The following is a 23,774-nucleotide window of genomic DNA, read 5'->3' on the forward strand; positions in this document are numbered from 1 at the left end:
TCAGGAAATGCGAGGTAGCGGCAGCATGGCACGTTATGAGGACCTGCCCTATCGAACCTGCGTCGGCATCATGCTGCTGAATACGGCCGGACTGGTCTTCATCGGACGCCGCGCGGGCGGCATCGAGCATGTCGACGACGCGCATGTCTGGCAGATGCCGCAAGGCGGCGTCGATCCCGGCGAGGACACGTTTCAGGCCGCGCGGCGCGAACTCTATGAAGAGACCAGCATCAAGTCGGTGGAGAAGCTCGGCGAGGTCTCGGACTGGCTGATCTATGACATCCCGCGCACCGTCGCCGGCCGCGCCTGGAAGGGCCGCTATCGCGGCCAGCGGCAGAAGTGGTTCGCATTGCGCTTCACCGGCGACGAGAACGAGATCAACGTCGCCAATCCCGGTGGCGGCCACAAGGCCGAGTTCATCACCTGGCGCTGGGAGCCGATGAAGAATTTGCCGGAGCTGATTGTGCCGTTCAAGCGCCCGGTCTATGAGCGCGTCGTGAAGGAATTCGCCGGTCTGGCGGCGAAGTGAACGGCCGGATGATCGGCTAACTCAACGCGCGACGCAGCCATCGAGATGTCATCGGATAAGCCCTATCGCCCCAACGTGGGCATCGCGCTGTTCAACAGCTTTGGACGCGTGCTGATCGGCCACCGGATCAAGGACGATGGTCCGGAGATCGTGCTGCCCGGCCTCGAATGGCAGATGCCGCAGGGCGGCATCGACGCGGGCGAGGATCCGCGCCAGGCCGTGATGCGCGAATTGTGGGAAGAGACCGGGGCGGTCAGCGCCGACTATCTCGGCGAGACCGACTGGATGACCTACGAATTCCCCGCCTATGACGGCCCGGCATCGCATCGGCTCGCCAAATTCCGCGGCCAGCGCCAGAAATGGTTTGCGCTGCGCTTCACTGGACGCGACGAGGAGATCGATCCGCTGACGCCGCGCAACGGCCAGCCCGCGGAATTCGATCGATGGCGCTGGGAGCGCCTCGACCGCGTCGCCGACCTCGTGGTGCCGTTCCGCCGCGACGTCTATCGCGCGGTCGCGACCCGGTTTGCGCAATTCGCCGGCTGATCCTGCGGCGGCGTGCGCCGCGCATCGCCTGGCGTCATCCCATAGGTCGCGCGGAACACGCGATAGAAGGTTGCGATGCTGTCGAAGCCGCATGCGAACGCGATCTCGTCGATGCCGCGTTCCTGCAAGCTGTAGAGCAGCCGCCTCGCCTCCTGCAACCTCGTCGCCGTCAGCGTTCGCGCGAACGACAGGCCGGTCGGCTCGAACAGCGCATGCAATTGCCGCAGTGAAATGCCGAGCTCGGTTGCGACCGCGGCCGGCGTAAGCGAGGCGCGATGCAGATCGCGCAGCAGGATTTCGCGCGCGGCATGCAGGTAGCCCGCATGCAGCGCGGCGCGGATCTCATCCTGCCGCGGCCGCAAACGTCCGCGCGCAAGCAACGCCAGCCGCACCATATGCGTGACCTCGTCGGCGAACTGCCCGGCGTGCGCCGGGTCGCGGGTCATGGCGCCGACCAGCCGGGTCAGCCGCGCATCGCGCGCCAGCGCGACCGGCGGCGCATCCTCGATTTGCGCGCCGAGCACGAACTCGTCGGAGACCGGGATCTTGAGGCTGAAGAAATGGAAACCGTCGGTCCGTTCGGGCGTCGAGAAATACGGCAGATTGGAGTGGCCGAACACCAGATCACCGTTGTGCACGAAGTGAACACGATCGCGCCCGATATTCAGGTGGCCGGGGCCACGCACCTGCCAGGCGAGTTGCAGGCTGTTGCTCGGGACGCGCGTAATGTCCGATGAGGTACGGCTGACCCGATAGGAGGATGCCGACATTTCCGCCAGCACGGCATCGCCCACCGGCGTCGCGGAAAAGTGCCCGCGGAAGTCAGGCCGCTTGTCGCGCTCGAGCTCGATCGTGACCCCGAACAGGCTCTTGCCGCGCACGTCGCACCAGTGCTCGAAACGGTCCTGCGGGCGGAGCGCATCGGTGGAGAAGGTCAGCACGGAATCTTGTCCATTACGTCCAAAGCGGAATCGCGATCCGATCAAGTCGGTTCGTCGTTGCGCCGCAGCTTGTCACTTGTGCCCGATCTCAGCTGTAAGCTGCTTCACATTTTCCGGATCGGTTCACCACTTTGCAGGTTCTAGTTCGGGCCGACCGTGAACGGGCCGATCGCGATGACATGACAATCGCTGTCGCGCCTGGCGCATTCGCCGAGCGCGGCGTCGACCGCGCCCTGCTCGTTCTCCGCCTTCAATCCAAGTCCCGGCCGTCCCTGCGTCCCGACCGCGACCGCATTCCAGCCTGCCGTCGCATCGGCAAGCTTGCGGACGACATCGGCCCGCTCGCTCGGAACGATGACCGAGCTGTCCGCCGCCCTGAGGAAGCCGGTCACACGCAACGTCGCCGGAATCGGCACCACGAAGACGTCGTCGACCGCGACGATCGTGCAGGGCACGCCGGCGACCGCGCCACAGGCTTGCAGATTGCGCCGCGCCGATTCCTCCAGCGAATCGATGCCCGCATTGAAGAAGTAGTGGCCGCCCGGGCCGAGCGCGATGGTTCGCGTCTTGCGGCCCGGCACGAACAGACTGTCGAGCCGGGCCCTGGCCGCGTCGCGCAGCAGCGGCACATCCTTGGTGGCGTACGGCTTCTCGACCAGCACATCACGCTTGACCCACGGCAAGGGCGGCACCGGAGGCTGGCCATGGGTGTACACGATCGTGTTGCCGACGGCGTATAGTTCGCATTTGCGCGGCGAGCCCGCATTGTCGGCGCGCTTCTGGCATAGATCCAGCGCCGCCGTCTTCGCCGCGTCCTCACTGGGCTGCGCCACGCTCCAGCCGACGAAGCCATTGATGTTGAGAGCGACCGCCTTGGAATCGCCTGCGGGCAAATACTCGGTCGCGAGCATGTTGCGGGTGCGATCGCTGACGAACGGAACGATGTCGGCCGCGAGCTTATCACCGAGTTTATCACCTAACGCAGTCGATGCCGTCGCCGCCAATGCCGGCGCGGGCTTCGAAGGCGCAGATGGTGCAGTCGATGCCGGCGGCGACGGCGCAACCAACGGGGCCGGTGAGGCTGATAGCAACGGCGCGGGCGCCGGTGTTGAACTCGCCACGGAAGCGGGCTTCGCCGCCGAGGTTTCCAGCTTGGTGTAGGCGAGGAAGCCGCCGACGCCGATCGCGGCGAGCAGCACCACGGTGATGGCAGCGGGCCACATCCAGGCTGGCGTACCTGAAGGCACGGCCTTGATCGGCTTCTTGACCTGCGGCGTTGCGTAGCTGCCGTCCTCGCGCCGCATCGCCACCATGTAGGCGTGCACCGGGGTCGGAATGTTCTTCACGTCCTGAGCACCGATGTCGGCGAACTGCACCGACAGCTTGTTGACGACCTGCTCGTGCACGGCGCGCGACACGCAGATGCCGCCGACCTCCGCGAGGCCCTCGAGCCGGGCTGCGATATTGACGCCGTCACCGAGCAGATCGCCGTCGCGCTCGACCACATCGCCGATGGTGATACCGATCCGGAACGACATCTGCCGGCTTGGCGGATAGGCCATGTTGCGCGTGCGCAGACTTTCCTGGATGTCGATCGCGCAACGCACGGCCTCGACGGCGCTGGGAAATTCCGCGAGCACCGCATCGCCTGCGGTGTTGAAGATGCGGCCACCGCATTTTGCAATGAAGTCGTCGGTGACCTGACGATAGGAGGCGAGCCGCCGCAGCGTCTCTTCCTCATCCTCGGCAACCAATCGACTATAGCCTGCAATATCGGCCGCAAAGATCGCCGCGATCTTGCGCTTCATGAGCACCAGCCCCGGAATCCAAATATGCCGGGGAGAATGCCGCCAGACGTTTGCGGGTGCAATAAGCATTCAACGCCCGCCAGGGTGCGGCGAGCGTTGAATCATTCAAGTCCTGACGGACGATGACTGGAAAACTGTGAGCGATTTCACAAAGGGGGCCGGCTCACTCGACACATCGGCGCGATCGCTGGTCGGCAATCGCGCCTTAGTGCATAGCCGTGGTGTTGAGCTCGTTCTGTATGCTCTTGAAGTGGTCGAGCCGTTCGATCGCGTGATCGAGCTCGGAGCCCTCCTTCTCGGCGAGCTTCTCTTCCATCTCCTTGATGGTCTCCGCGAACTTCACGCGGTCGAGTTCGGCAATCGTGGTCGCGACGTCGGCGAGCACGGTGAGGCCCTTGTCCGACATCTCGGCGAGGCCACCGAGCACGATCACCTTGTCGCGCTTGCCGGCGGCCGTGATCGTCAGGATGCCCGGACGAACCGTGGCGACGACCGGAGCGTGGCCGGCGAGCACGCCGAAATCACCCTCCACGCCGGGGACGTCAACCTGATCCACCTCGCCGGAGAAGGCGAGCTTTTCGGGAGAGACGAGATCGAAGTGGAAGGTGGCCATGGTCTTTCCGTTCTTTGCGCTGTCACCCGCGGGCTCGACCCGCGGGTCCATCAGTCAAGACAGTTTTCGTTCGATGGATCGCCGGATCAGGTCCGGCGATGACGACATCATGAAGCTCAGGCCGCTTCGGCGGCGAGCTTCTTGCCCTTCTCGACGGCTTCTTCGATGGTGCCGACCATGTAGAACGCCGCTTCCGGCAGATGGTCGTACTTGCCCTGGCAGAGATCGCGGAAGCCCTTGATGGTGTCGGCGAGGTCGACGAACTTGCCCGGCGAGCCGGTGAAGATTTCGGCGACGTGGAACGGCTGCGACAGGAAGCGCTCGACCTTGCGGGCGCGGGCGACCGTCAGCTTGTCCTCTTCCGACAGTTCGTCCATGCCGAGAATGGCGATGATGTCCTGCAGCGACTTGTAGCGCTGAAGGATCTGCTGGACGAGACGCGCGGTGTTGTAGTGCTCTTCACCGACGACCAGCGCCGAGAGCATGCGCGAGGTCGAGTCGAGCGGGTCCACCGCCGGATAGATGCCCTTTTCCGAGATCGCGCGCGACAGCACCGTGGTGGCGTCCAAGTGCGCGAACGAGGTGGCGGGCGCCGGGTCGGTCAAGTCGTCGGCCGGCACGTAGATCGCCTGCACCGAGGTGATCGAGCCCTTCTGGGTGGTGGTGATGCGCTCCTGCAGCGCGCCCATGTCGGTCGCGAGCGTCGGCTGATAGCCCACCGCCGAAGGAATACGGCCGAGCAACGCCGACACTTCCGAACCCGCCTGGGTGAAGCGGAAGATGTTGTCGACGAAGAACAGCACGTCCTGGCCCTGATCGCGGAAGTGCTCGGCGACCGTCAGACCGGTCAGACCGACGCGGGCGCGGGCGCCCGGCGGCTCGTTCATCTGGCCGAACACCAGTGCGCACTTCGACTTCACGCTCGGATCCGGGTTGTGCGGATCGGCGTTGACCTTGGACTCGATGAACTCGTGATAGAGGTCGTTGCCCTCACGGGTGCGCTCGCCGACGCCGGCGAACACGGAGTAACCGCCGTGCGCTTTCGCGACGTTGTTGATCAGCTCCTGAATCAGCACGGTCTTGCCGACGCCGGCGCCGCCGAACAGGCCGATCTTGCCGCCCTTGGCGTACGGAGCAAGAAGATCGACGACCTTGATGCCGGTGACGAGAATTTCAGCTTCGGTGGACTGGTCGGTGTAGGTCGGCGCTTCCTGATGGATGGCGCGCACGCCGTCGGCCTTGATCGGGCCGGCTTCGTCGATCGGCTCGCCGATGACGTTGATGATGCGGCCGAGCGTGCCCTCGCCGACCGGCACCCGGATCGGCTCGCCGGTGTCGGTCACTTCCTGGCCGCGGACCAGACCTTCGGTGATATCCATCGCGATGGTGCGGACGGTCGATTCACCGAGATGCTGTGCGACTTCGAGCACCAGGCGGTTGCCGCCGTTCTTGGTCTCGAGCGCGTTCAGAATCGCCGGAAGGTGGCCTTCGAACTGCACGTCGACCACGGCGCCCGTGACCTGGGTAACGCGACCGATCGGATTGGCTGCTGTAGCCATGGACTGTTCTCCTTCGAAAATCTGCCTTAGACCGCCTCAGCGCCGGAGATGATCTCGATCAGCTCCTTCGTGATCTGGGCCTGACGGGTACGGTTGTAAATCAGGGTTTGCTTGCGAATCATCTCGCCGGCATTGCGGGTCGCGCTGTCCATCGCGCTCATCTGCGCGCCATAGAACGAGGCGTTGTTCTCCAGCAGCGCGCGGAAGATCTGCACCGCGAGGTTGCGCGGCAGCAGGCTGCCGAGGATCTGGTCCTCTTCAGGCTCGTATTCATAAGACGTGGCAGGAGCCGTGCCCGCGGCGGGCGCGGCGACCTCGAGCGGGATGATCTGCTGCGCGGTCGGGATCTGCGCGATCACCGACTGGAAGCGCGAATAGAACAGCGTGCAGACATCGAACTCGCCGGCCTCGAACCGCGCCAGCACCTTGCTCGCGATGTCCTCGGCATTGACGAAGCCGATCTGCCGTACCGAACGCAGGTCGAGATGCTCGACGATCCGCTTCTCGAACGTCCGACGCAGCTGCTCATAGCCCTTGCGACCGACGCAGAAGAACTTCACTTCCTTGCCCTGCGCGAGCAGCGCGTTCGCCCGCTCGCGCGCCAGGCGCACGATGGCCGAGTTGAAAGCGCCGGACAGGCCGCGCTCGCCGGTGCAGACCAAAAGCAGGTGCACCTGGTCGTTGCCGGTGCCGGCAAGCAGTGCCGGCGCGCCGGGCGTCCCATTGGCCGCGGCTGCGATGTTGGAAATCACCGCATCCATCTTGGTGGCATAGGGCCGCGCCGCTTCGGCGGCGTTCTGCGCACGGCGCAGCTTCGAGGCTGCGACCATCTGCATGGCCTTGGTGATCTTCTGCGTCGCCTTGGTCGAGGCGATGCGGACCCGCATGTCTTTTAGTGACGCCATTCTTCGTTCACCCCGGCGATCCGACCACAATGGTCAGATCGCAAGCCTCTGTTCGTCACGCCCGGCGGCGAGCCGGGCGACGCCCCATTCGTTATGCAAACGTCTTGGCGAAGCCGTCGACCGCCGACTTCAGCTTGGCGGCGCTGTCGTCAGACAGGTCGCGGCTGTCGCGAATCGCGTTGAGGATATCGACGTGCTTGCCGCGCAGCAGCGACAGCAAGCCATCCTCGAACGCCTTCACCTTGTTGAGCGGAAGCGCATCGAGATAGCCGTTGGTGCCGGCCCAGATCACGCAGACCTGCTCTTCCATCTTCAGCGGCGAGAACTGCGGCTGCTTGAGCAGCTCGGTCAGGCGCGAACCGCGGTTGAGCAGGCGCTGGGTCGAGGCGTCGAGGTCGGAGCCGAACTGCGCGAACGCCGCCATTTCGCGGTACTGCGCGAGCTCGCCCTTGATCTTGCCGGCGACCTTCTTGGTGGCCTTGGTCTGCGCCGACGAACCGACGCGCGACACCGACAGACCGACGTTCACCGCGGGACGGATGCCCTGGAAGAACAGGTCGGTTTCCAGGAAGATTTGACCGTCGGTGATCGAAATCACGTTGGTCGGGATGTAGGCCGACACGTCGTTGGCCTGGGTTTCGATGACCGGCAGCGCCGTCAGCGAGCCCAACCCATGATCCTTGCCGAGCTTGGCGGCGCGCTCGAGCAGGCGGGAGTGCAGATAGAACACGTCGCCCGGGTAGGCTTCGCGGCCCGGCGGGCGGCGCAGCAGCAGCGACATCTGGCGGTAGGCGACGGCCTGCTTGGACAGATCGTCATAGATGATCACGGCATGCATGCCGTTGTCGCGGAAGTATTCGCCCATTGTGCAGCCGGTGAACGGCGCGATGTACTGCATCGGAGCCGGATCGGACGCCGTCGCCGCGACGACGATCGAGTATTCTAGCGCGCCCTGCTCTTCGAGCACCTTGACGAACTGCGCAACCGTGGAGCGCTTCTGGCCGACCGCGACGTAGACGCAGTACAGCTTCTGGCTCTCGTCCGGCTGGGCGTTGAGCGGCTTCTGGTTCAGAATGGTGTCGAGCGCGATCGCGGTCTTGCCGGTCTGACGGTCGCCGATGATCAGCTCGCGCTGGCCGCGGCCGATCGGGATCAGGGCGTCGATTGCCTTGAGGCCGGTGGCCATCGGCTCGTTCACGGACTTGCGCGGAATGATGCCGGGCGCCTTGACGTCAACGCGCTTGCGTTCGGTGGCCTGGATCGGGCCCTTGCCGTCGATCGGGTTACCCAGCGCGTCGACGACGCGGCCGAGCAGGCCCTTGCCGACCGGCGCGTCCACGATGGCGCGGGTGCGCTTGACGGTCTGGCCTTCCTTGATCTCACGGTCGGCGCCGAAAATCACGATACCGACGTTGTCGGTTTCGAGGTTCAGCGCCATGCCGCGCGTGCCGTTCTCGAACTCGACCATTTCACCGGCCTGAACGTTGTCGAGACCGTAGACGCGGGCGATACCGTCGCCGACCGACAGCACCTGGCCAACTTCGGTGACCTCGGCTTCCTGGCCGAAATTCTTGATCTGGTCCTTGAGGATCGCAGAAATTTCTGCGGCGCGGATGTCCATCAGCCTGCCTCTTTCATCGCGTTCTTGATCGAATTGAGTTTGGTGCGAAGCGAACTATCCACCATGCGGCTGCCGAGCTTGACCACCAGGCCACCAATAATGGAGGGATCGACCTTCACGTTGAGCGCGACGTCCTTGCCCGTCACTGACTTCAGTGCGGTCTTCAGGGCGTCGAGATTCTTGTCACTGAGCTGCTCGGCGACGGTGACTTCCGCAGTCGCCTCGCCCTTGAACTTCGCCACCAGCGCGCGGTAGGCGCGGATCACATCGGCGACGGCAAACAGCCGGCGATTGGCGGTGAGAACCTTGAGGAATTTTGCCGACGTGCCGGCGATGCCGGCCTTGTCAAGCACCGCGGTCAGCGCCTTCAGCTGGGCCTCGGCGGCAAACACCGGGCTGCGAACGAGGCGCTTGAGATCGGCGCTGTCGTTGAGCATGGCTTCGAATTTGTCGAGATCGGCCCTGACTTGATCGACGGATTGCTCGTCGCGTGCCAACTCGAACAGGGCCGTTGCATAACGACCGGAAACTCCCGAAACGGACGGATCTTCAGCAGCCACGAGCTCGCTCTTTTTTGCTGTCAAATTCGCAAGGGAAAAACCGTCGCCACCAAAGCAGCGCCTAGCGATCCAAGCCCTTGGAATTCAAGCGGGACTTCGATTTTCGACCGGCACAGGACATGCCGGGACCGTTAAAATCGCGGCTTTGCTAACATAGCAATCGCGCAGGTGCAACATGACGGCATCGTGAGAGCCGCCTTGTCGCATGCGGTTTTTCGCGACCGCGGCCGCTGGTCGAATCAGAAAAATTCGGCGCGCGGAAATCCGATGCAGCCGGCTCCGAATCGCGTCCCTCGATTTTGTTCCATCGAAATTTGCATGGCCCTATGGGCTCGGCCGCAAGGAACCCGCAGCGGGCTGCCGTTTCATTTCGCGATTACTTACTGAAAACTTACAACCAGAAAGATAATCAGTATTCGTTAGTATTCGAATCGTTAAAAATTCGTTAACGGCCAAGGTTACGGAACCTCGATTGAATACCCCAAAGCGGTAACAAGATATTTCAGCCCGAGACAATTGGGATTTACTGCCTAATTCGTGCCTCATTGCGAAACCAAACGGCCTTGGTCAACGAAGGGACGGGGGTTCCACTTGCCGTGTTAGCGGCAATACTGTCTGAGGGTCTTATCAATGCTGAATATCAAGAAGGCGGCGGGCAACGTAACCCGCTCGCGTACGGCGCTTGCGTTTGTAGCCGCAACTATCCTGGTCGGGGGCAGCGTGACCGAGGCGTCCGCGAAGTCCAGGCACCATCATCACCGCCACCATCATCACCAGGCCCGCGCCGAAGGTTCGTCCTGGCGCGATGCCAATGCATCGATCCAGCCGTCCGGCGGCCACTCGTTCTCGGGGATGGCCTCCTTCTACGGCAATGAGTCGGGCAGCCGCACCGCTTCCGGTCAGCGCTTCAATCAGAACGCCATGACCGCTGCCCACCGCTCGCTGCCGTTTGGCACCAAGGTCCGCGTCACCCATGGCGGCCGCAGCGTCGTCGTCACCATCAACGATCGTGGCCCGTTCGTCCGCGGCCGCGTGCTCGACCTCTCGACCGGCGCAGCCCGCGCCATCGGCCTGACCGGCGCCGGCGTCGGCCGCGTCACCGCCGAGGTCGTGTCCTAAGCGTTCAGTAAGCGTTGCGTTGCGTAACGGCCGCGAGGCCTGCTTCGCGCCAATAGGCCTGCCGTCGCGAATGACGGCAGGCATTTTCTTTTCGTCATTCCGGGGCGATGCGCAGCATCGAACCCGGAATCTCGAGATTCCGGGTCTGGTCCTTCCGGACCATCCCGGAATGACGGCCTCTACAAAAAGCTCTGCGGATCGACGTCGACCTCGAGTTTCAGATTGCCCGTGGTCTTCGGGCCCGCCTCGAGCCATTCGCGCAGATATTGCGACAGGTCGACATTGCGCAGCGACTTCACCAGCAGGCGGAACCGGTAGCGGCCCTTGATGACCGCCAGCGGCGCCTCGGCGGGACCGAGCACCTGGATCCGCTCATCGAGCGGCGCGACCGCGGCGAGCTTGCGGGCAAATCCTTCCGCGGTCGGGCGATCGCCGGCGGAGACGATCAGGCTCGCCAGCCGGCCGAACGGCGGATAACCGGTGCGCTCGCGGATATCGATCTCGCTGGCATAGAACGCCTCGCGGTCGTTCGCGATCAGGGCCTTAATGACCGGATGCTCCGGCTGATGGGTCTGCAGATAGCCGACGCCGCGGCCCTGCTCGCGGCCGGCACGTCCGACCACCTGGTTCAACAGCTGGAACGTCCGCTCGGCGGCGCGGGGATCGCCGTTGCTGAGGCCGAGATCGGCGTCGATGACCCCGACCAGATTGAGCCGCGGGAAATTGTGCCCCTTGGCCACCAGCTGGGTGCCGATGATGATGTCGACGCGGCCCTCGGCGATCTCGTTCAGCTCGCTGCGCATGGTCTCGATCGAGGTGATGAGATCGCTCGACAGCACCATAGTGCGGGATTCGGGAAAGATGCTCGCGGCCTCCTCCTGCAGGCGCTCGACGCCCGGGCCGACGGCGACCAGCGATTCCTCGGCCGCGCAATGCGGGCAGATGTTCGGGCGCGGCATCGAGAAACCGCAGTGATGACAGACCAGCCGCTGGCGGAAGCGATGATCGACCAGCCAGGCGTCGCAAATCGTGCAGGCGAAGCGATGGCCGCAGGCGCGGCACAGCGTCAGCGGCGCATAGCCGCGGCGGTTGAGGAACAGCAGCGCCTGCTCGCGGCGCTCGATCGCATGACGAATTTGCTCGGCCAGCACAGGCGAAATGAACCGCCCGCGCGGCGGCGGCGCGCGGCGCATGTCGATCGCCTCGATATGCGGCATGTGCTGGCCGCCGAACCGCGACGGCAGCGCGACGCGCTGGTAGCGTCCCTTGCGCGCATTGACCTCGCTCTCGACCGACGGCGTGGCCGACGCCAGCACGATCGGGATCTTGGCGATATGGGCGCGGACCACCGCCATGTCGCGCGCGTGATAATGCGCGCCGTCGTCCTGCTTGTAGGCCTGGTCGTGCTCCTCATCGACGATGATCAGCCCGAGATCGGCATAGGGCAGGAACAGCGCCGAGCGGGCGCCGACCACGACCGGCGCCTTGCCCTCTGAGATCGCCGCCCAGTTGCGCGCCCGCGTGCGCGGCGTGAGCTCCGAATGCCATTCCAGCGGACGTACGCCGAAGCGCTGCGCGAAGCGGTCGAGGAACTGGCCGGTCAGCGCGATTTCCGGCATCAGGATCAGCGTCTGCTTACCGCGGCGGATATTCTCCGCGATCGCCTCGAAATAGACCTCGGTCTTGCCGGAACCGGTGACGCCGTCGAGCAGCGCGACATGAAAACTGCCGCTCGCCGCCAGCGTCCGCAGCACGTCGACCGCACTGCGCTGCTCGCGCGAGAAATCCGGCTGGGCGTAGGAGGGGTCCGGAACGGGCGGCGCGGCCGGCGGCGGCATCGCCTCGACCGTCAGCGTGCCTTCGTCGACCAGGCCGTCGATTACGCCCGAGCTGACCCCGGCCTCCCGTGCCGCCTCCGACTTGCCGTGCAGCAAGCGGTCCGACAGCACCTCGATCACCCGCCGGCGCGCCGGCGTCAGGCGCCGCGGCGGCTCGCCGATCAGGCGGACGCCGAGCCGCGTGCGCTCCGGCCCGAGATTCTCGCCCATCCGCAGCGTCATCCGCAGCACCATGCCGCGCGCCGACAACGTGTAGGTGGAGACCCAGTCGACCAGCTGGCGCAGCTCCGCCCGGAGCGGCGGAACGTCGAGCTTCTCGCTGACGTCCTTGAGCCGGTTGTGCAGCCGCGGATCCGGCCTGGCATTCTCGGCCCACACCACCGCGACGACTTCGCGCGGCCCGAGCGGAACAGAGATCACATCGCCGGGCGCAAGGTCCATGCCGCGCGGCACACGGTAGGAATAAGTCTGGTTCAGCGCCACAGGCACCAGCACGTCGACGACACGTGTCGTCGATGCGGCGGCTGGGCTGGGGCGCGTGGTGTGATCCATTGAATCAGGGCTTTTGAATCCGAACTTTGCACCGGGCTGGAGATTTGGTTCTGAATGAATCAGAACCAAATCTCCAGCTTCTTGTTTTGACGCGTTTTCTTCACGCGAACCGGCCTCCACTTCGCTCGAAAACGCTCTGTCACCGCTGCGCGGTCTTAGCGATCGGTAAACGAAGGCAGTGCGATATAATCAGGAGATTAGCAGCGCCAATAGCCCTTTGCAGATGGCCCGGACCGATCAACCCATCCCACCGCTCGAGCTCGACTGCGCCGACACATCAGTCACGCAGGAGATGATGCGCTGGCTGTCGCATCTGCGCGCCGAGCGGCGGCTGTCGCCGAAGACGCTCGAGGCCTACGCCCGCGACGTGCGGCAATGCCTGGCCTTCCTCGCTGAACACTGGGGCGCACGCGTGACGCTTGCGGCCTTCTCCGCGCTCGAGGCGAGTGATGTCAGGGCGTTCATGGCGATGCGGCGCGCAGACGAGATCGGCGGACGGTCGCTGATGCGGGCGCTGGCGGGGCTGCGCTCGTTCGGACGCTTCCTGGAACGCGAAGGCAAGGGCAAGGTCGGCGCACTCTCGGCGATTCGCGCGCCCAAGGTGGCAAAGAGCCTGCCGAAGCCGATCCATATGGAGGCGGCGAAACGCTTTGCCGATGCCGATGAGCGTGCCGGCGAGGAGCGCGAGATCTGGATCCTGGTGCGCGACGCCGCCGTGATGGCGCTGCTCTACGGCTCGGGCCTGCGCATCTCCGAGGCACTGGGGCTGAAGCGCCGCGACGTGCCGAAGCCGGGCGAAGGCGACGTGCTGGTCGTGACCGGCAAAGGCAACAAAACCCGCATGGTGCCGGTGCTGCAGAACGTACTGCAATTGATCGAGGACTATGCGGCGATCTGCCCGCACCAGCTCAGCCCCACGGGTCCGATGTTCGTCGGTGCGCGCGGCGGCCCCTTAAGCCCCCGCATCATCCAGCTCACCATGGAGCGGCTGCGCGGCGCGCTCGGCCTGCCCGACAGCGCGACGCCGCATGCGTTGCGGCACTCCTTCGCCACCCACCTGCTGAGCCGCGGCGGCGACCTGCGCGCGATCCAGGAATTGCTCGGCCACGCGTCGCTGTCGACCACGCAGATCTACACCGGCATCGACAGCGAGCGCCTGCTCGAGGTCTACCGCTCCGCGCACCCGCGCGGCTGAATGGCCGGATCCCGGTCCAGATAGGACGCCGGATCTGGCTCGCCGTCATGCTGCGTTCATCTTCATACGGCTAACCACAAACTGCCGCCCCTTGCCTTGTGCACCGCATTCGGCAATCGTGGCACAGTCTCATCGGAGGGGAATCATGAGCGCACATGAAAGTATGGAGCAGGCGGAGCATGCCGAGCATGCGTCGGGCGAGAACAAAAAGATCGCGCTCCTGATCGCCGTGATCGCGCTCTGTCTGGCGCTGTCGGAAACGCTCGGCAAGGGCGCCCAGACCGAATCGATCAGCAAGAACGTCGAAGCCTCCAACCTCTGGGCCTTCTTCCAGGCCAAGAGCATCCGCCGCACCGCGGTGCAGACCGCCGCCGAGCAGGGCAAGCTGAACCTCGCGACCACCACCGACGAGGCGGCCAAGGCCGCGCTGCAGAAGCAGATCGACGACTGGCAGAAGACCGCGGCGCGCTATCGCTCGGAGCCGGAGACCGGCGAGGGCACCGAACAGCTCGCCGAGCGCGCCAAACACGCCGAGCATGAGCGCGACGAGGCCACTGCGAAATATCACCACTTCGAGCTTGCCTCCGCCGCCTTCCAGATCGCCATCGTGCTGGCGTCCGCGACCATCATCACCGGTATTGCCGCGCTCGTCTGGGTGTCCGGCCTGGTGACACTGGCCGGCATCGTGATGACCGTGCTCGGCCTATTCCAGCCGCACTTGCTGCCTCTGCATTGAGGCGGCAGGCTGGCGCCTTGCTATCCCCGTCATCCTGAGGTGCGAGCGGAGCGAGCCTCGAAGGATGCACGGCCACAGTGGTGGCCGTCGACCCTTCGAGACGCGCGCCATGCGCGCTCCTCCAGCGACAAAGGCATCGCCTTTGCGCGGGGGTGACGGAGCAGGAGCGCCGCCTAGAGAACCTTGCTGGTCTGATGCACGCTTTTGCGGAAGCGAGCGATCAGGCGCAGCGTGCGCGCGGCCCAGCCCTCGCCGTCGCCGCTGATCATCTCGCGGATGCGCCGCTTGATCGGCTCGACCAGCGCGGTGGCCTTGGCCCGCAGCGCCATCACGTAATTATAGAGCGCCTCGAACCAGGGCATCTCCAGCAGCTTCGATCGCGTCACGTCGAACAGGAAGGCCGTGACGCCGACGCCGAGGAATTTGGCGAACAGGATCAGCGAGACTGCGCTGAACCAATATTGGTTCGCCAGCAGCCAGAGCCCGACCAGCTTGAGCGGAAACAGCGGGATCAGCGGCACGACGAAGACGATCAGCGTCATCGCCGGCGACAGCGAATCGACCCGGTCGGCAAGCCATTGCTTGAGCGCACGGAGCGGGATCCAGGCGACCACCCGGGCCACGATCGGCTCGAGGTGGTCCCACAGCCAGGCCTCGATCAGGAAGATGATCGCAAGCAGGACCCAGAACGGCTGAAGCAGGCGGCGCAACATCGGTATGATCCTAAAGCGCGATGAGACCGAGTTGAATCATCACGCTTCAGCTCCTTGTTCGAGTATGATCTTCTCGGAAAACCGCTTCACACTTTTCCGGATCATGCTCCAGCCCGGCTCGCGCCGGACGTTCGATCATCACATATGGATGGCGCGCTTGGCTACCGCAAGCGCAGCTTCCTTGATCGCCTCGGAGCGGGTCGGATGTGCGTGGCAGGTGCGGGCCAGATCCTCGGCCGAGCCGCCGAATTCCATCAGCACGCAGGCTTCGTGGATCATTTCGCCGGCCTCGATGCCGACAATGTGGACGCCGAGCACCCGGTCCGTCTTCGCATCTGCGAGAACCTTCACGAAGCCGTCAGTGGTCTGATTGACCTTGGAGCGGCCATTCGCGGTGAACGGGAATTTGCCGACGGTATACGCGACACCCGCCTGCTTGAGGTCTTCCTCGGTCTTGCCGACCGACGATACTTCCGGCGTGGTATACACAACACCTGGAATGACGTCGTAGTTCACGTGGCCGGCCTGGCCCGCGATGATCTCCGCGCAGGCAACGCCCTCGTCTTCCGCCTTGTGCGCGAGCATCGGCCCGGCGACGACGTCGCCGATCGCGTAGATGCCCTTCACATTGGTCGAGAAGTGCGCGTCGATCTCGACGCGGCCGCGATTGTCGAGCGCAACGCCGGCCTCCTTCAGCCCGAGGCCCTCGGTGTAGGGCACGCGGCCGATGCACACGAGCACGACGTCGGCCTCGATGGTCTCCGCAGCACCGCCTGCGGCCGGCTCAACCTTGGCCTGCAGCGTCTTGCCCGAGGTGTCAACCGCAGTGACCTTGGTGCCGAGCTTGAAGACAAAGCCCTGCTTCTCCAGCATGCGCTGGAATTGTTTTGCCACTTCGCCGTCCATGCCAGGCAGGATGCGGTCGAGGAATTCCACGACCATGACATCCGCCCCGAGGCGGCGCCAGACCGAGCCGAGTTCGAGCCCGATCACGCCGGCGCCGATGATCAGCAGTTTCTCCGGCACCTTCTCCAGCGACAGCGCGCCGGTCGACGACACGATACGCTTCTCGTCGATATCGATGCCCTTCAGGCGTGCGATGTCGGAGCCGGTGGCGATCACGATGTTCTTGGTCTCGACGGTTTCGGACTTGCCGTCACCGGAGACCTCGACCTTGCCGGCACCGAGGATCTTGCCGGTGCCCTTGAGCACGTCGATCTTGTTCTTCTTCATCAGGAACTCGACGCCCTTGACGTTGCCGTCGATGCCCTGCTGCTTGAAGTTCATCATCGCGGGCAGATCGAGCTTCGGCGCCGGGACGCTGACGCCCATCTTGGCGAAGGAGTGCCCGGCTTCCTCGAACATCTCGGAGGCGTGCAGCAGCGCCTTCGACGGCATGCAGCCGACATTGAGGCAGGTGCCGCCCAGCGTCGCATTCTTCTCGACGACGGCGACCTTCATGCCGAGTTGCGCCGCGCGGATCGCGCAGACATATCCGCCCGGGCCGGTGCCGATGACGACGAGATCGTAAGAAGCCATGATGGAAGGTCCTGTAGCTAACTCTGTGACAATGAGGCGGGTCCGATCTGACCGGCAGATCGGGATCCGCGTCGGATTTATGTTTTAGCGACCGCCCGACACGTCGAGGATCGCGCTGGTGACGTAGGACGCCTCGTCCGAGATCAGCCAGACGATGGCGTTGGCGATTTCATCCGCGGTGCCGACGCGCTTCATCGGCACCATATGGGCGAGCCGATGCGCGCGATCGGGCTCACCGCCCGCGGCATGGATGTCGGTGTCGATCAAGCCGGGCCGGATGCCGGCGACGCGGATGCCTTCATTCGCGACCTCGTAGCCGAGGCCGACCGTGAAGGAATCGATTGCGCCCTTGGAGGCGGCATAGTCGACATAGGTGTTGGGCGCGCCGAGCTTCGCCGCGACCGAGGACAGGTTGACGATGACGCCGCCCTTGCCGCCGTGCTTGGTCGACATCCGCTTCACCGCCTCGCGCGCGCACAGGATACTGCCAGTGACGTTCACCGCCATCATCTGCTGGATGCGCTCGGCGGACATCTCGTCGACGCGCACACCGCTCTTGCCGACGATGCCGGCATTGTTGACGAGCGCACCGAGCGTACCGAAGCCATCCGCAGCCTTGAACAGCGCCAGGATGTCGGCCTCGCTGCCGACGTCGCACTTCACCGCGATCGCCTTGCCGTTCCTGGCCTCGATCGCGGCGACGACTTCATTGGCCGCACCCTGGTTGGATGCGTAGCCGACGACGACGCGATAGCCGCGCGCGGCAGCTGCAAGCGCGGTGGCGCGGCCAATGCCGCGGCTGCCGCCGGTGATGACAACGACCTTGTCCGTCACATTGATCCCCAAAGGTAAGCACCCAACGAATCGCGGCGCCCGATCCGATCGGACGCCGCGCGCGATATGACCTTAGAGGTCCAGCACCAGGCGGGCCGGATCCTCCAGGCTCTCCTTGACGCGCACCAGGAAGGTGACCGCTTCCTTGCCGTCGATGACGCGGTGATCGTAGGACAGCGCCAGATACATCATCGGGCGCACCTCGATCTTGCCGCCGACCACCATCGGCCGCTCCTGGATCTTGTGCATGCCGAGGATGCCGGACTGCGGCGCGTTGAGGATCGGCGTCGACATCAGCGAGCCGTAGATGCCGCCATTGGTGATTGTGAAGGTGCCGCCCTGCATCTCGTCGATCTTGAGCTGGCCGTCGCGGGCACGCCGGCCGTAGTCGGCGATCGACTTCTCGATCTCGGCAATCGACTTGTGATCGCAGTCGCGCACGACGGGCACCACCAGGCCGCGGTCGGTGCCGACCGCGACGCCGATGTGGTAGTAGTTCTTGTAGATCAGGTCAGAGCCGTCGATCTCGGCGTTGACGGCCGGAATGTCCTTCAGCCCCTGCACCACCGCCTTGGTGAAGAAGCCCATGAAGCCGAGCTTCGAGCCGTGCTTCTTCTCGAACGTGTCCTTGTAGAGGGCGCGCAGCTTCATCACCTCGGTCATGTCGACCTCGTTGAAGGTCGTCAGCATCGCGGCGGTGTTCTGCACATCCTTGAGGCGGCGCGCGATGGTCTGGCGCAGCCGGGTCATCTTGACGCGCTCCTCGCGCGCGGCGTCGTCCGCCGGCGACGGCGCACGGACCTGAACGGCGGCGGCCGGCTGGTTGACCGGGGTCGGCGCCGAGGCGGCCTTCTCGATCGCGGCCAGCATGTCGCCCTTGGTGACGCGGCCGTCCTTGCCCGAGCCCGGAACGGTCGAGGCGTCGACGCCGCTTTCGGCGGAGAGCTTGCGCACCGACGGCGCGAGCGGCGCATCCGCCGGCGGCACCTTGGGTGCGGCAGGCGCCGCTGCGGGAGCGGCGGCAGGCGCCGGCGCTGCGGCCTTGGCGGGAGCTGCGGCTGCGGCAGCGGGCTTGGCCGCTGCGACGGCACCGTCATTGATCTGGCCGAGCAGCGCGCCGACGGCAACGGTCTCGCCATCCTTGGCGATGATCTCGCCGAGCGTGCCGGCGACCGGCGCGGGCACCTCGATGGTGACCTTGTCGGTTTCCAGCTCCACCAACGGCTCGTCCACCGCAACGGCCTCACCGGCCTTCTTGAACCAGCGGCCGATCGTGGCCTCGGTTACGGATTCGCCGAGCGTTGGAACGCGAATTTCAGTCATGGTCTTTTCCTCGATAACCTTGCGGTCGAAAATTTATCCGGCCACCATCCGCCAAAGCGAACGACCCGGTACTCCGTGACGACAGCGCTTGTGCTGGATGACGCGGGATACCGGATGCCCCGCTCCAGTGCGCAATTGCGCACAAGGCGGGGCATGGTGTTGGTGAAGATCGTTAGTTCAGTGCGTCGTCGAGCAGCGCCTTGAGCTGCGCGAGATGTTTCGACATCAACCCGGTGGCGGTCGCCGCCGATGCCGGACGGCCGGCATAGCGCGGACGCTTGTTGGCTGCGTGGACCTGGTTCAGCACCCACTCCAGATAGGGCTCGATGAAGTGCCAGGAACCCATGTTGCGGGGCTCTTCCTGGCACCAGACCATCTCGGCATTCTTGAAGCGGCCGAACTCCTGGACCAGCGCCTTCAACGGCACCGGATAGAGCTGCTCGATGCGCATCAGATAGATGTCGTCGATGCCGCGCTTCTCGCGCTCCTCGTACAGGTCGTAATAGACCTTGCCGGAGCACAGCACGACGCGACGGATCTTGTCGTCCGGCACCAGCTTGATCTTCTCGTCCGGCAGCATCTGCGCGTCATCGTACAGGATGCGATGGAACGTGGCGTTCTTGCCGAGCTCATCGAGCCGCGACACGGCGCGCTTGTGGCGCAGCAGCGACTTCGGCGTCATCAGGATCAGCGGCTTGCGGATCTCGCGATGCAGCTGGCGCCGCAGCACGTGGAAGTAGTTCGCCGGCGTGGTCGGATTGACCACCTGCATGTTGTCCTCGGCGCACATCTGCAGATAACGCTCGAGGCGCGCGGAGGAGTGCTCCGGTCCCTGCCCTTCATAGCCGTGCGGCAGCAGGCAGACGAGGCCCGACATGCGCAGCCACTTGCGTTCGCCCGAGGAGATGAACTGGTCGAACACCACCTGGGCGCCGTTGGCGAAGTCGCCGAACTGCGCTTCCCAGAGCGCCAGCGCATTCGGCTCGGCCAGCGAGTAGCCGTATTCGAAGCCGAGCACGGCTTCTTCCGACAGCAGCGAGTTGATGACCTCGTAATGGCCGGTGTCTTCGCCGCCGAGATGATTGAACGGCGTGTAGCGGCTCTCGTCCTCCTGGTCGATCAGGACCGAATGGCGCTGCGAGAAGGTGCCGCGCTCGGAATCCTGGCCGGACAGCCGCACGTGATGGCCTTCCTGCAGCAGCGTGCAGAACGCCAGCGCTTCGCCGGTCGCCCAGTCGATCCCTTCGCCGGTATCGATGGCCTTGGCACGATTGTCGAGGAAGCGCTGGATGGTTCGGTGAACCCGGAAACCGTCCGGCACCTTGGTGATCTTGCGGCCGATCTCCTTGAGCACGGCGACATCGACGCCGGTGACGCCGCGGCGGGCGTCTTCTTCCTGATCGGCCGACTTGAAGCCTGCCCATTTGCCGTCGAGCCAGTCGGCCTTGTTCGGCTTGTAGCCGGCGCCGGCCTCGAGCTCGGCATCGAGCCGCGCGCGCCAGTCGGCCTTGGCCTTCTCGACCTCGCCGTCGGTCAAAACGCCGTCGGCGACCAGCCGCTTGGCGTAGATCTCCAGCGTGGTGGGGTGCGAGGCGATGCGCTTGTACATCACCGGCTGGGTGAAGGCCGGCTCGTCGCCCTCGTTGTGGCCGTGGCGCCGGTAGCAGAACATGTCGATGACGACCGGCTTGTGGAATTTCTGCCGGAACTCGATCGCGACCTTGGCCGCGAACACCACAGCTTCGGGATCGTCGCCGTTCACGTGGAAGATCGGCGCATCGATCATCTTCGCGACGTCGGACGGATAGGGCGACGAGCGCGAGTAGCGCGGATAGGTGGTGAAGCCGATCTGGTTGTTGACGATGAAGTGCAGCGAACCGCCGGTGCGGTAGCCCTTCAGGTCGGACAGGCTGAAGCATTCCGCCACCACGCCCTGGCCCGCGAACGCCGCGTCGCCGTGCATCAGCAGCGGCAGCACCGAGATGCGCATGTCGGGCGGATCGCCGTGCTGGTCCTGCTTGGCGCGCACCTTGCCCATCACGACGGGATCGACGATCTCCAGATGCGACGGGTTCGCGGTCAGCGACAGATGGATGTTGTTGCCGTCGAACTCGCGGTCCGAGGAGGCGCCGAGGTGATACTTGACGTCGCCGGAGCCTTCGACCGAGTCCGGATTGGCCGAACCGCCCTTGAATTCATGGAACAGTGCGCGGTGCGGCTTGCCCATCACCTGGGTCAGCACGTTGAGGCGGCCGCGATGCGGCATGCCGAACACGATCTCCTTCACACCGAGATTGCCGCCGCGCTTGATGATCTGCTCGAGCGCGGGGATCAGCGATTCGCCGCCGTCGAGGCCGAAGCGCTTGGTGCCGGTGAACTTGGTGTCGCAGAACTTCTCGAAGCCGTCGGCCTCGATCAGCTTGTTGAGGATCGCGCGGCGCCCCTCGGGCGTGAAGCTGATCTCCTTGTCCGGACCTTCGATGCGCTCCTGGATCCAGGCCTTCTGCGCGGCGTTGGAGATGTGCATGAACTCGACGCCGAGCGTCTGGCAGTAGGTGCGCTCGCAGATCTGCACAATCTCGCGCAGCGTGCCGTATTCGAGGCCGAGCACGTGATCGAGGAAGATCTTGCGATCGAAGTCGGCCTCGGTGAAGCCGTAGGAGCGCGGATCGAGCTCCTCGCGATCGCGCGGCGCCTCGATGCCGAGCGGATCGAGCTTGGCGTGGAAATGGCCGCGCATGCGGTAGGCGCGGATCAGCATCAGGGCGCGGACCGAATCGCGCGTAGCCTGGTGCACGTCGGCGTCGGAGAGCGCGGCGCCCTTGGCCTGTGCCTTGGCCGCCAGCTTGCTGCCGACCGCCTTTTCGACCTGGGCCCAGTTGCCGTCGAGCGCCGAGGTCAGCTCGTCGCGCGGCGTCACCGGCCAGTTGGCGCGGCCCCACGAGGCGCCTTCGGCGTTCTTCTGCACGTCGGCCGGGGCGTCCTTCAGGCTCTTGAAGAAATCCTGCCATTCGGCGTCGACCGACGACGGGTCCTGCTCGTACCGAGCATAAAGATCGTCGATGTAGGCGGCGTTGGTGCCCTGCAGGAATGAGGAGAGAGCAAAAGCGGCGTTCGCGTCTTGGCGAGACATGAGGCAGTCCTGGTGATTTTTTTCGGTTCGCGCGTAGGAGACGGCGCAAGTGCCGGTCTGGGAAGAGCGCCGGCTGGATGGATATCCTTTACCCTATCTAGGTCGGATATTCCTGCCTAAAAGAACTAAAGAATGAATCAATTTTCATATTTTATTGATCGGCGTTCTGACGGCAAAACGCATGAAAAAGGCGGGTTCTCCAAGGAGAACCCGCCCGAAATCGCGCCAATATCGCAGGGAACCTCGCCGGACGGCGATTACTTCAGCATCTCGGCCAGCGTATGCCCGAGCCGCGCCGGGGACGGCGAGACCTTGATGCCGGCGGCTTCCATCGCCGCGGTCTTGGAACCGGCGTCGCCCTTGCCGCCGGAGATGATCGCGCCGGCGTGGCCCATGCGGCGGCCGGGAGGTGCGGTGACACCAGCGATGAAGCCGACCATCGGCTTCTTGCGGCCGCGCTTGGCTTCGTCCTTGAGGAACTGGGCGGCATCTTCCTCGGCGGAACCGCCGATTTCGCCGATCATGACGATCGACTTGGTCTTCTCGTCGGCCAGGAACATCTCCAGCACGTCGATGAACTCGGTTCCCTTGACCGGGTCGCCGCCGATGCCGACCGCGGTGGTCTGCCCGAGGCCTTCCTGGGTGGTCTGGAACACCGCTTCATAGGTCAGGGTGCCGGAGCGGGAGACGATGCCGACCGAGCCGGGCTTGAAGATGTTGGCCGGCATGATGCCGATCTTGCACTCGCCGGCGGTCATCACGCCCGGGCAGTTCGGCCCGATCAGCCGCGACTTCGAGCCCGACAGCGAACGCTTCACGCGCACCATGTCGAGCACCGGAATGCCTTCGGTGATGCAGACGATCAGCGGGATCTCGGCATCGATCGCCTCGCAGATCGCGTCCGCCGCGCCCGGCGGCGGGACATAGACCACGCTGGCGTCGGCGCCGGTCTTCTCGCGCGCGTCGGCGACGGTATCGAACACCGGCAGATTGAGATGGGTCGAGCCGCCTTTGCCCGGCGCGACGCCGCCGACCATCTTGGTGCCGTAAGCGATCGCCGCTTCCGAATGGAACGTGCCGTTCTTGCCGGTGAAGCCCTGGCAGATGACCTTGGTGTTCTTGTCGATCAGAATGGACATGGTTCGAGATGCTTTCGCGAGACAGCGGTGAAGGACACTATGGTTTGAGCATGATCATATCGGAAAACCGGGGGCCACTTTTCCGGATCATGCTCAGTGGATACGCCGGTACACGCCGGTGAGCACGTCGGCCCACCCTTCCGCGTCAGGCGAGAACTGGATCTTCATGTTGTAGGTGTTGTCGTCGACGACCTCGTAGACGTGACGGGCATTGCCGCGCAGCGAGCCGCGCACCAGGATCAGCGACTTGCCCGCCCAGCCGCCGGAGGCCGGCGACGGCGGGTAGTAGCCGAGCGAATCGTGCCAGAACAATTTGTAGGCCCGATCGTCGCGGTCATAGGTGAAGACGCCGTGGGTGGCGAAGCTTTCCTTGCCGTCGCGGGTCTGCACGCTGTCCTGGATCAGATAGAAGCCGTTGAGCGCGATGCGCGCAACGACATGCGAGGTGGCCGGACCGCCGGCGGTCCAGCGCGACGGAAAGACCATCTCTTCGCCGTTCCACTCGCCGGCGAAAACCGCGAGCTTGCGGTGTTCTTCCAGTGGTGTCGGAGCGTCGAGATGATCGGCCATC

Annotated in this window: 20 protein-coding genes; 5 read left to right on the top strand and 15 right to left on the bottom strand. The window is 64.7% G+C overall.

All coding sequences use genetic code 11. From position 1 onward, the window contains the following. Nucleotides 1-25: 25 nt before the first annotated feature. On the top strand, nt 26-529 hold the full coding sequence (locus QDT69_RS14380) for an RNA pyrophosphohydrolase (protein ID WP_016843816.1): 504 nt from the start codon (nt 26-28) through the stop codon (nt 527-529). 45 nt (nt 530-574) lie between these two features. Continuing rightward, entirely contained in the window at nt 575-1,075 is a 501-nt protein-coding gene (locus QDT69_RS14385) for an RNA pyrophosphohydrolase (RefSeq protein ID WP_279707180.1), read from the top strand. On the opposite strand, the gene QDT69_RS14390 is transcribed toward QDT69_RS14385, so the two are convergent. From QDT69_RS14390 to QDT69_RS14420, 7 genes are all read right to left on the bottom strand, one after another. Beyond that, nucleotides 1,033-2,016 carry an AraC family transcriptional regulator gene (locus tag QDT69_RS14390; RefSeq protein ID WP_279707181.1) on the bottom strand — a complete coding sequence of 328 codons (984 nt, stop codon included), beginning with the start codon at nt 2,014-2,016 and terminating at the stop codon, nt 1,033-1,035. The genes QDT69_RS14385 and QDT69_RS14390 overlap by 43 nt on opposite strands. Before the next feature lie 140 nt (nt 2,017-2,156). Next, nucleotides 2,157-3,824 carry an adenylate/guanylate cyclase domain-containing protein gene (locus tag QDT69_RS14395; protein WP_279707182.1) on the bottom strand — a complete coding sequence of 556 codons (1,668 nt, stop codon included), beginning with the start codon at nt 3,822-3,824 and terminating at the stop codon, nt 2,157-2,159. A 205-nt stretch (nt 3,825-4,029) separates the two neighbouring features. After that, complete coding sequence (locus QDT69_RS14400) at nt 4,030-4,437, bottom strand: F0F1 ATP synthase subunit epsilon (protein WP_050424279.1); 408 nt, start codon at nt 4,435-4,437, stop codon at nt 4,030-4,032. A gap of 116 nt (nt 4,438-4,553) precedes the next feature. Further along, entirely contained in the window at nt 4,554-5,996 is a 1,443-nt protein-coding gene (atpD, locus tag QDT69_RS14405; RefSeq protein ID WP_279707183.1) for a F0F1 ATP synthase subunit beta, read from the bottom strand. A gap of 26 nt (nt 5,997-6,022) precedes the next feature. Beyond that, nucleotides 6,023-6,901, bottom strand: a complete 879-nt coding sequence (locus tag QDT69_RS14410; RefSeq protein WP_279707184.1) for a F0F1 ATP synthase subunit gamma — start codon at nt 6,899-6,901, stop codon at nt 6,023-6,025. 91 nt (nt 6,902-6,992) lie between these two features. After that, nucleotides 6,993-8,522 carry a F0F1 ATP synthase subunit alpha gene (gene atpA, locus QDT69_RS14415; RefSeq protein ID WP_021078776.1) on the bottom strand — a complete coding sequence of 510 codons (1,530 nt, stop codon included), beginning with the start codon at nt 8,520-8,522 and terminating at the stop codon, nt 6,993-6,995. Further along, the gene (locus QDT69_RS14420) at nt 8,522-9,082 is read right to left on the bottom strand and encodes a F0F1 ATP synthase subunit delta (RefSeq protein WP_279707185.1); all 561 of its coding nucleotides are present in this window, start codon (nt 9,080-9,082) and stop codon (nt 8,522-8,524) included. The genes atpA and QDT69_RS14420 overlap by 1 nt, the downstream gene beginning before the upstream one ends. A gap of 630 nt (nt 9,083-9,712) precedes the next feature. Here QDT69_RS14420 and QDT69_RS14425 point away from each other — a divergent pair. Further along, nucleotides 9,713-10,201 (top strand): septal ring lytic transglycosylase RlpA family protein, encoded by a 489-nt coding sequence (locus QDT69_RS14425; RefSeq protein WP_279707186.1) that lies wholly within the window; start codon nt 9,713-9,715, stop codon nt 10,199-10,201. 179 nt (nt 10,202-10,380) lie between these two features. On the opposite strand, the gene QDT69_RS14430 is transcribed toward QDT69_RS14425, so the two are convergent. Next, nucleotides 10,381-12,591 carry a primosomal protein N' gene (locus QDT69_RS14430; protein WP_279707187.1) on the bottom strand — a complete coding sequence of 737 codons (2,211 nt, stop codon included), beginning with the start codon at nt 12,589-12,591 and terminating at the stop codon, nt 10,381-10,383. Between the two features lie 223 nt (nt 12,592-12,814). Here QDT69_RS14430 and QDT69_RS14435 point away from each other — a divergent pair, with 223 nt between their 5' ends. Further along, entirely contained in the window at nt 12,815-13,786 is a 972-nt protein-coding gene (locus tag QDT69_RS14435) for a tyrosine recombinase XerC (RefSeq protein WP_279707188.1), read from the top strand. A 145-nt stretch (nt 13,787-13,931) separates the two neighbouring features. Next, nucleotides 13,932-14,522, top strand: a complete 591-nt coding sequence (locus QDT69_RS14440; protein WP_279707189.1) for a DUF4337 domain-containing protein — start codon at nt 13,932-13,934, stop codon at nt 14,520-14,522. A gap of 173 nt (nt 14,523-14,695) precedes the next feature. On the opposite strand, the gene QDT69_RS14445 is transcribed toward QDT69_RS14440, so the two are convergent. The 7 genes from QDT69_RS14445 to QDT69_RS14475 form a co-directional block, all read right to left on the bottom strand. Further along, nucleotides 14,696-15,235 (bottom strand): hypothetical protein, encoded by a 540-nt coding sequence (locus QDT69_RS14445; RefSeq protein WP_279707190.1) that lies wholly within the window; start codon nt 15,233-15,235, stop codon nt 14,696-14,698. 138 nt (nt 15,236-15,373) lie between these two features. Next, nucleotides 15,374-16,774 carry a dihydrolipoyl dehydrogenase gene (gene lpdA, locus QDT69_RS14450; protein ID WP_279707191.1) on the bottom strand — a complete coding sequence of 467 codons (1,401 nt, stop codon included), beginning with the start codon at nt 16,772-16,774 and terminating at the stop codon, nt 15,374-15,376. A gap of 84 nt (nt 16,775-16,858) precedes the next feature. Then, nucleotides 16,859-17,608 (bottom strand): SDR family oxidoreductase, encoded by a 750-nt coding sequence (locus QDT69_RS14455; RefSeq protein ID WP_279707192.1) that lies wholly within the window; start codon nt 17,606-17,608, stop codon nt 16,859-16,861. A 72-nt stretch (nt 17,609-17,680) separates the two neighbouring features. Then, nucleotides 17,681-18,931 (bottom strand): 2-oxoglutarate dehydrogenase complex dihydrolipoyllysine-residue succinyltransferase, encoded by a 1,251-nt coding sequence (odhB, locus tag QDT69_RS14460; RefSeq protein ID WP_146989850.1) that lies wholly within the window; start codon nt 18,929-18,931, stop codon nt 17,681-17,683. Between the two features lie 172 nt (nt 18,932-19,103). Beyond that, on the bottom strand, nt 19,104-22,064 hold the full coding sequence (locus tag QDT69_RS14465) for a 2-oxoglutarate dehydrogenase E1 component (RefSeq protein ID WP_279707193.1): 2,961 nt from the start codon (nt 22,062-22,064) through the stop codon (nt 19,104-19,106). Between the two features lie 257 nt (nt 22,065-22,321). Continuing rightward, the gene (gene sucD / locus QDT69_RS14470; RefSeq protein ID WP_279707194.1) at nt 22,322-23,203 is read right to left on the bottom strand and encodes a succinate--CoA ligase subunit alpha; all 882 of its coding nucleotides are present in this window, start codon (nt 23,201-23,203) and stop codon (nt 22,322-22,324) included. A 93-nt stretch (nt 23,204-23,296) separates the two neighbouring features. Further along, nucleotides 23,297-23,773 carry a DUF1579 family protein gene (locus tag QDT69_RS14475; RefSeq protein ID WP_146989856.1) on the bottom strand — a complete coding sequence of 159 codons (477 nt, stop codon included), beginning with the start codon at nt 23,771-23,773 and terminating at the stop codon, nt 23,297-23,299. Between the last annotated feature and the right edge of the window lies 1 nt (nt 23,774).

It is taken from the genome of Bradyrhizobium sp. CER78 (assembly GCF_029846235.1).
GTDB lineage: Bacteria > Pseudomonadota > Alphaproteobacteria > Rhizobiales > Xanthobacteraceae > Bradyrhizobium.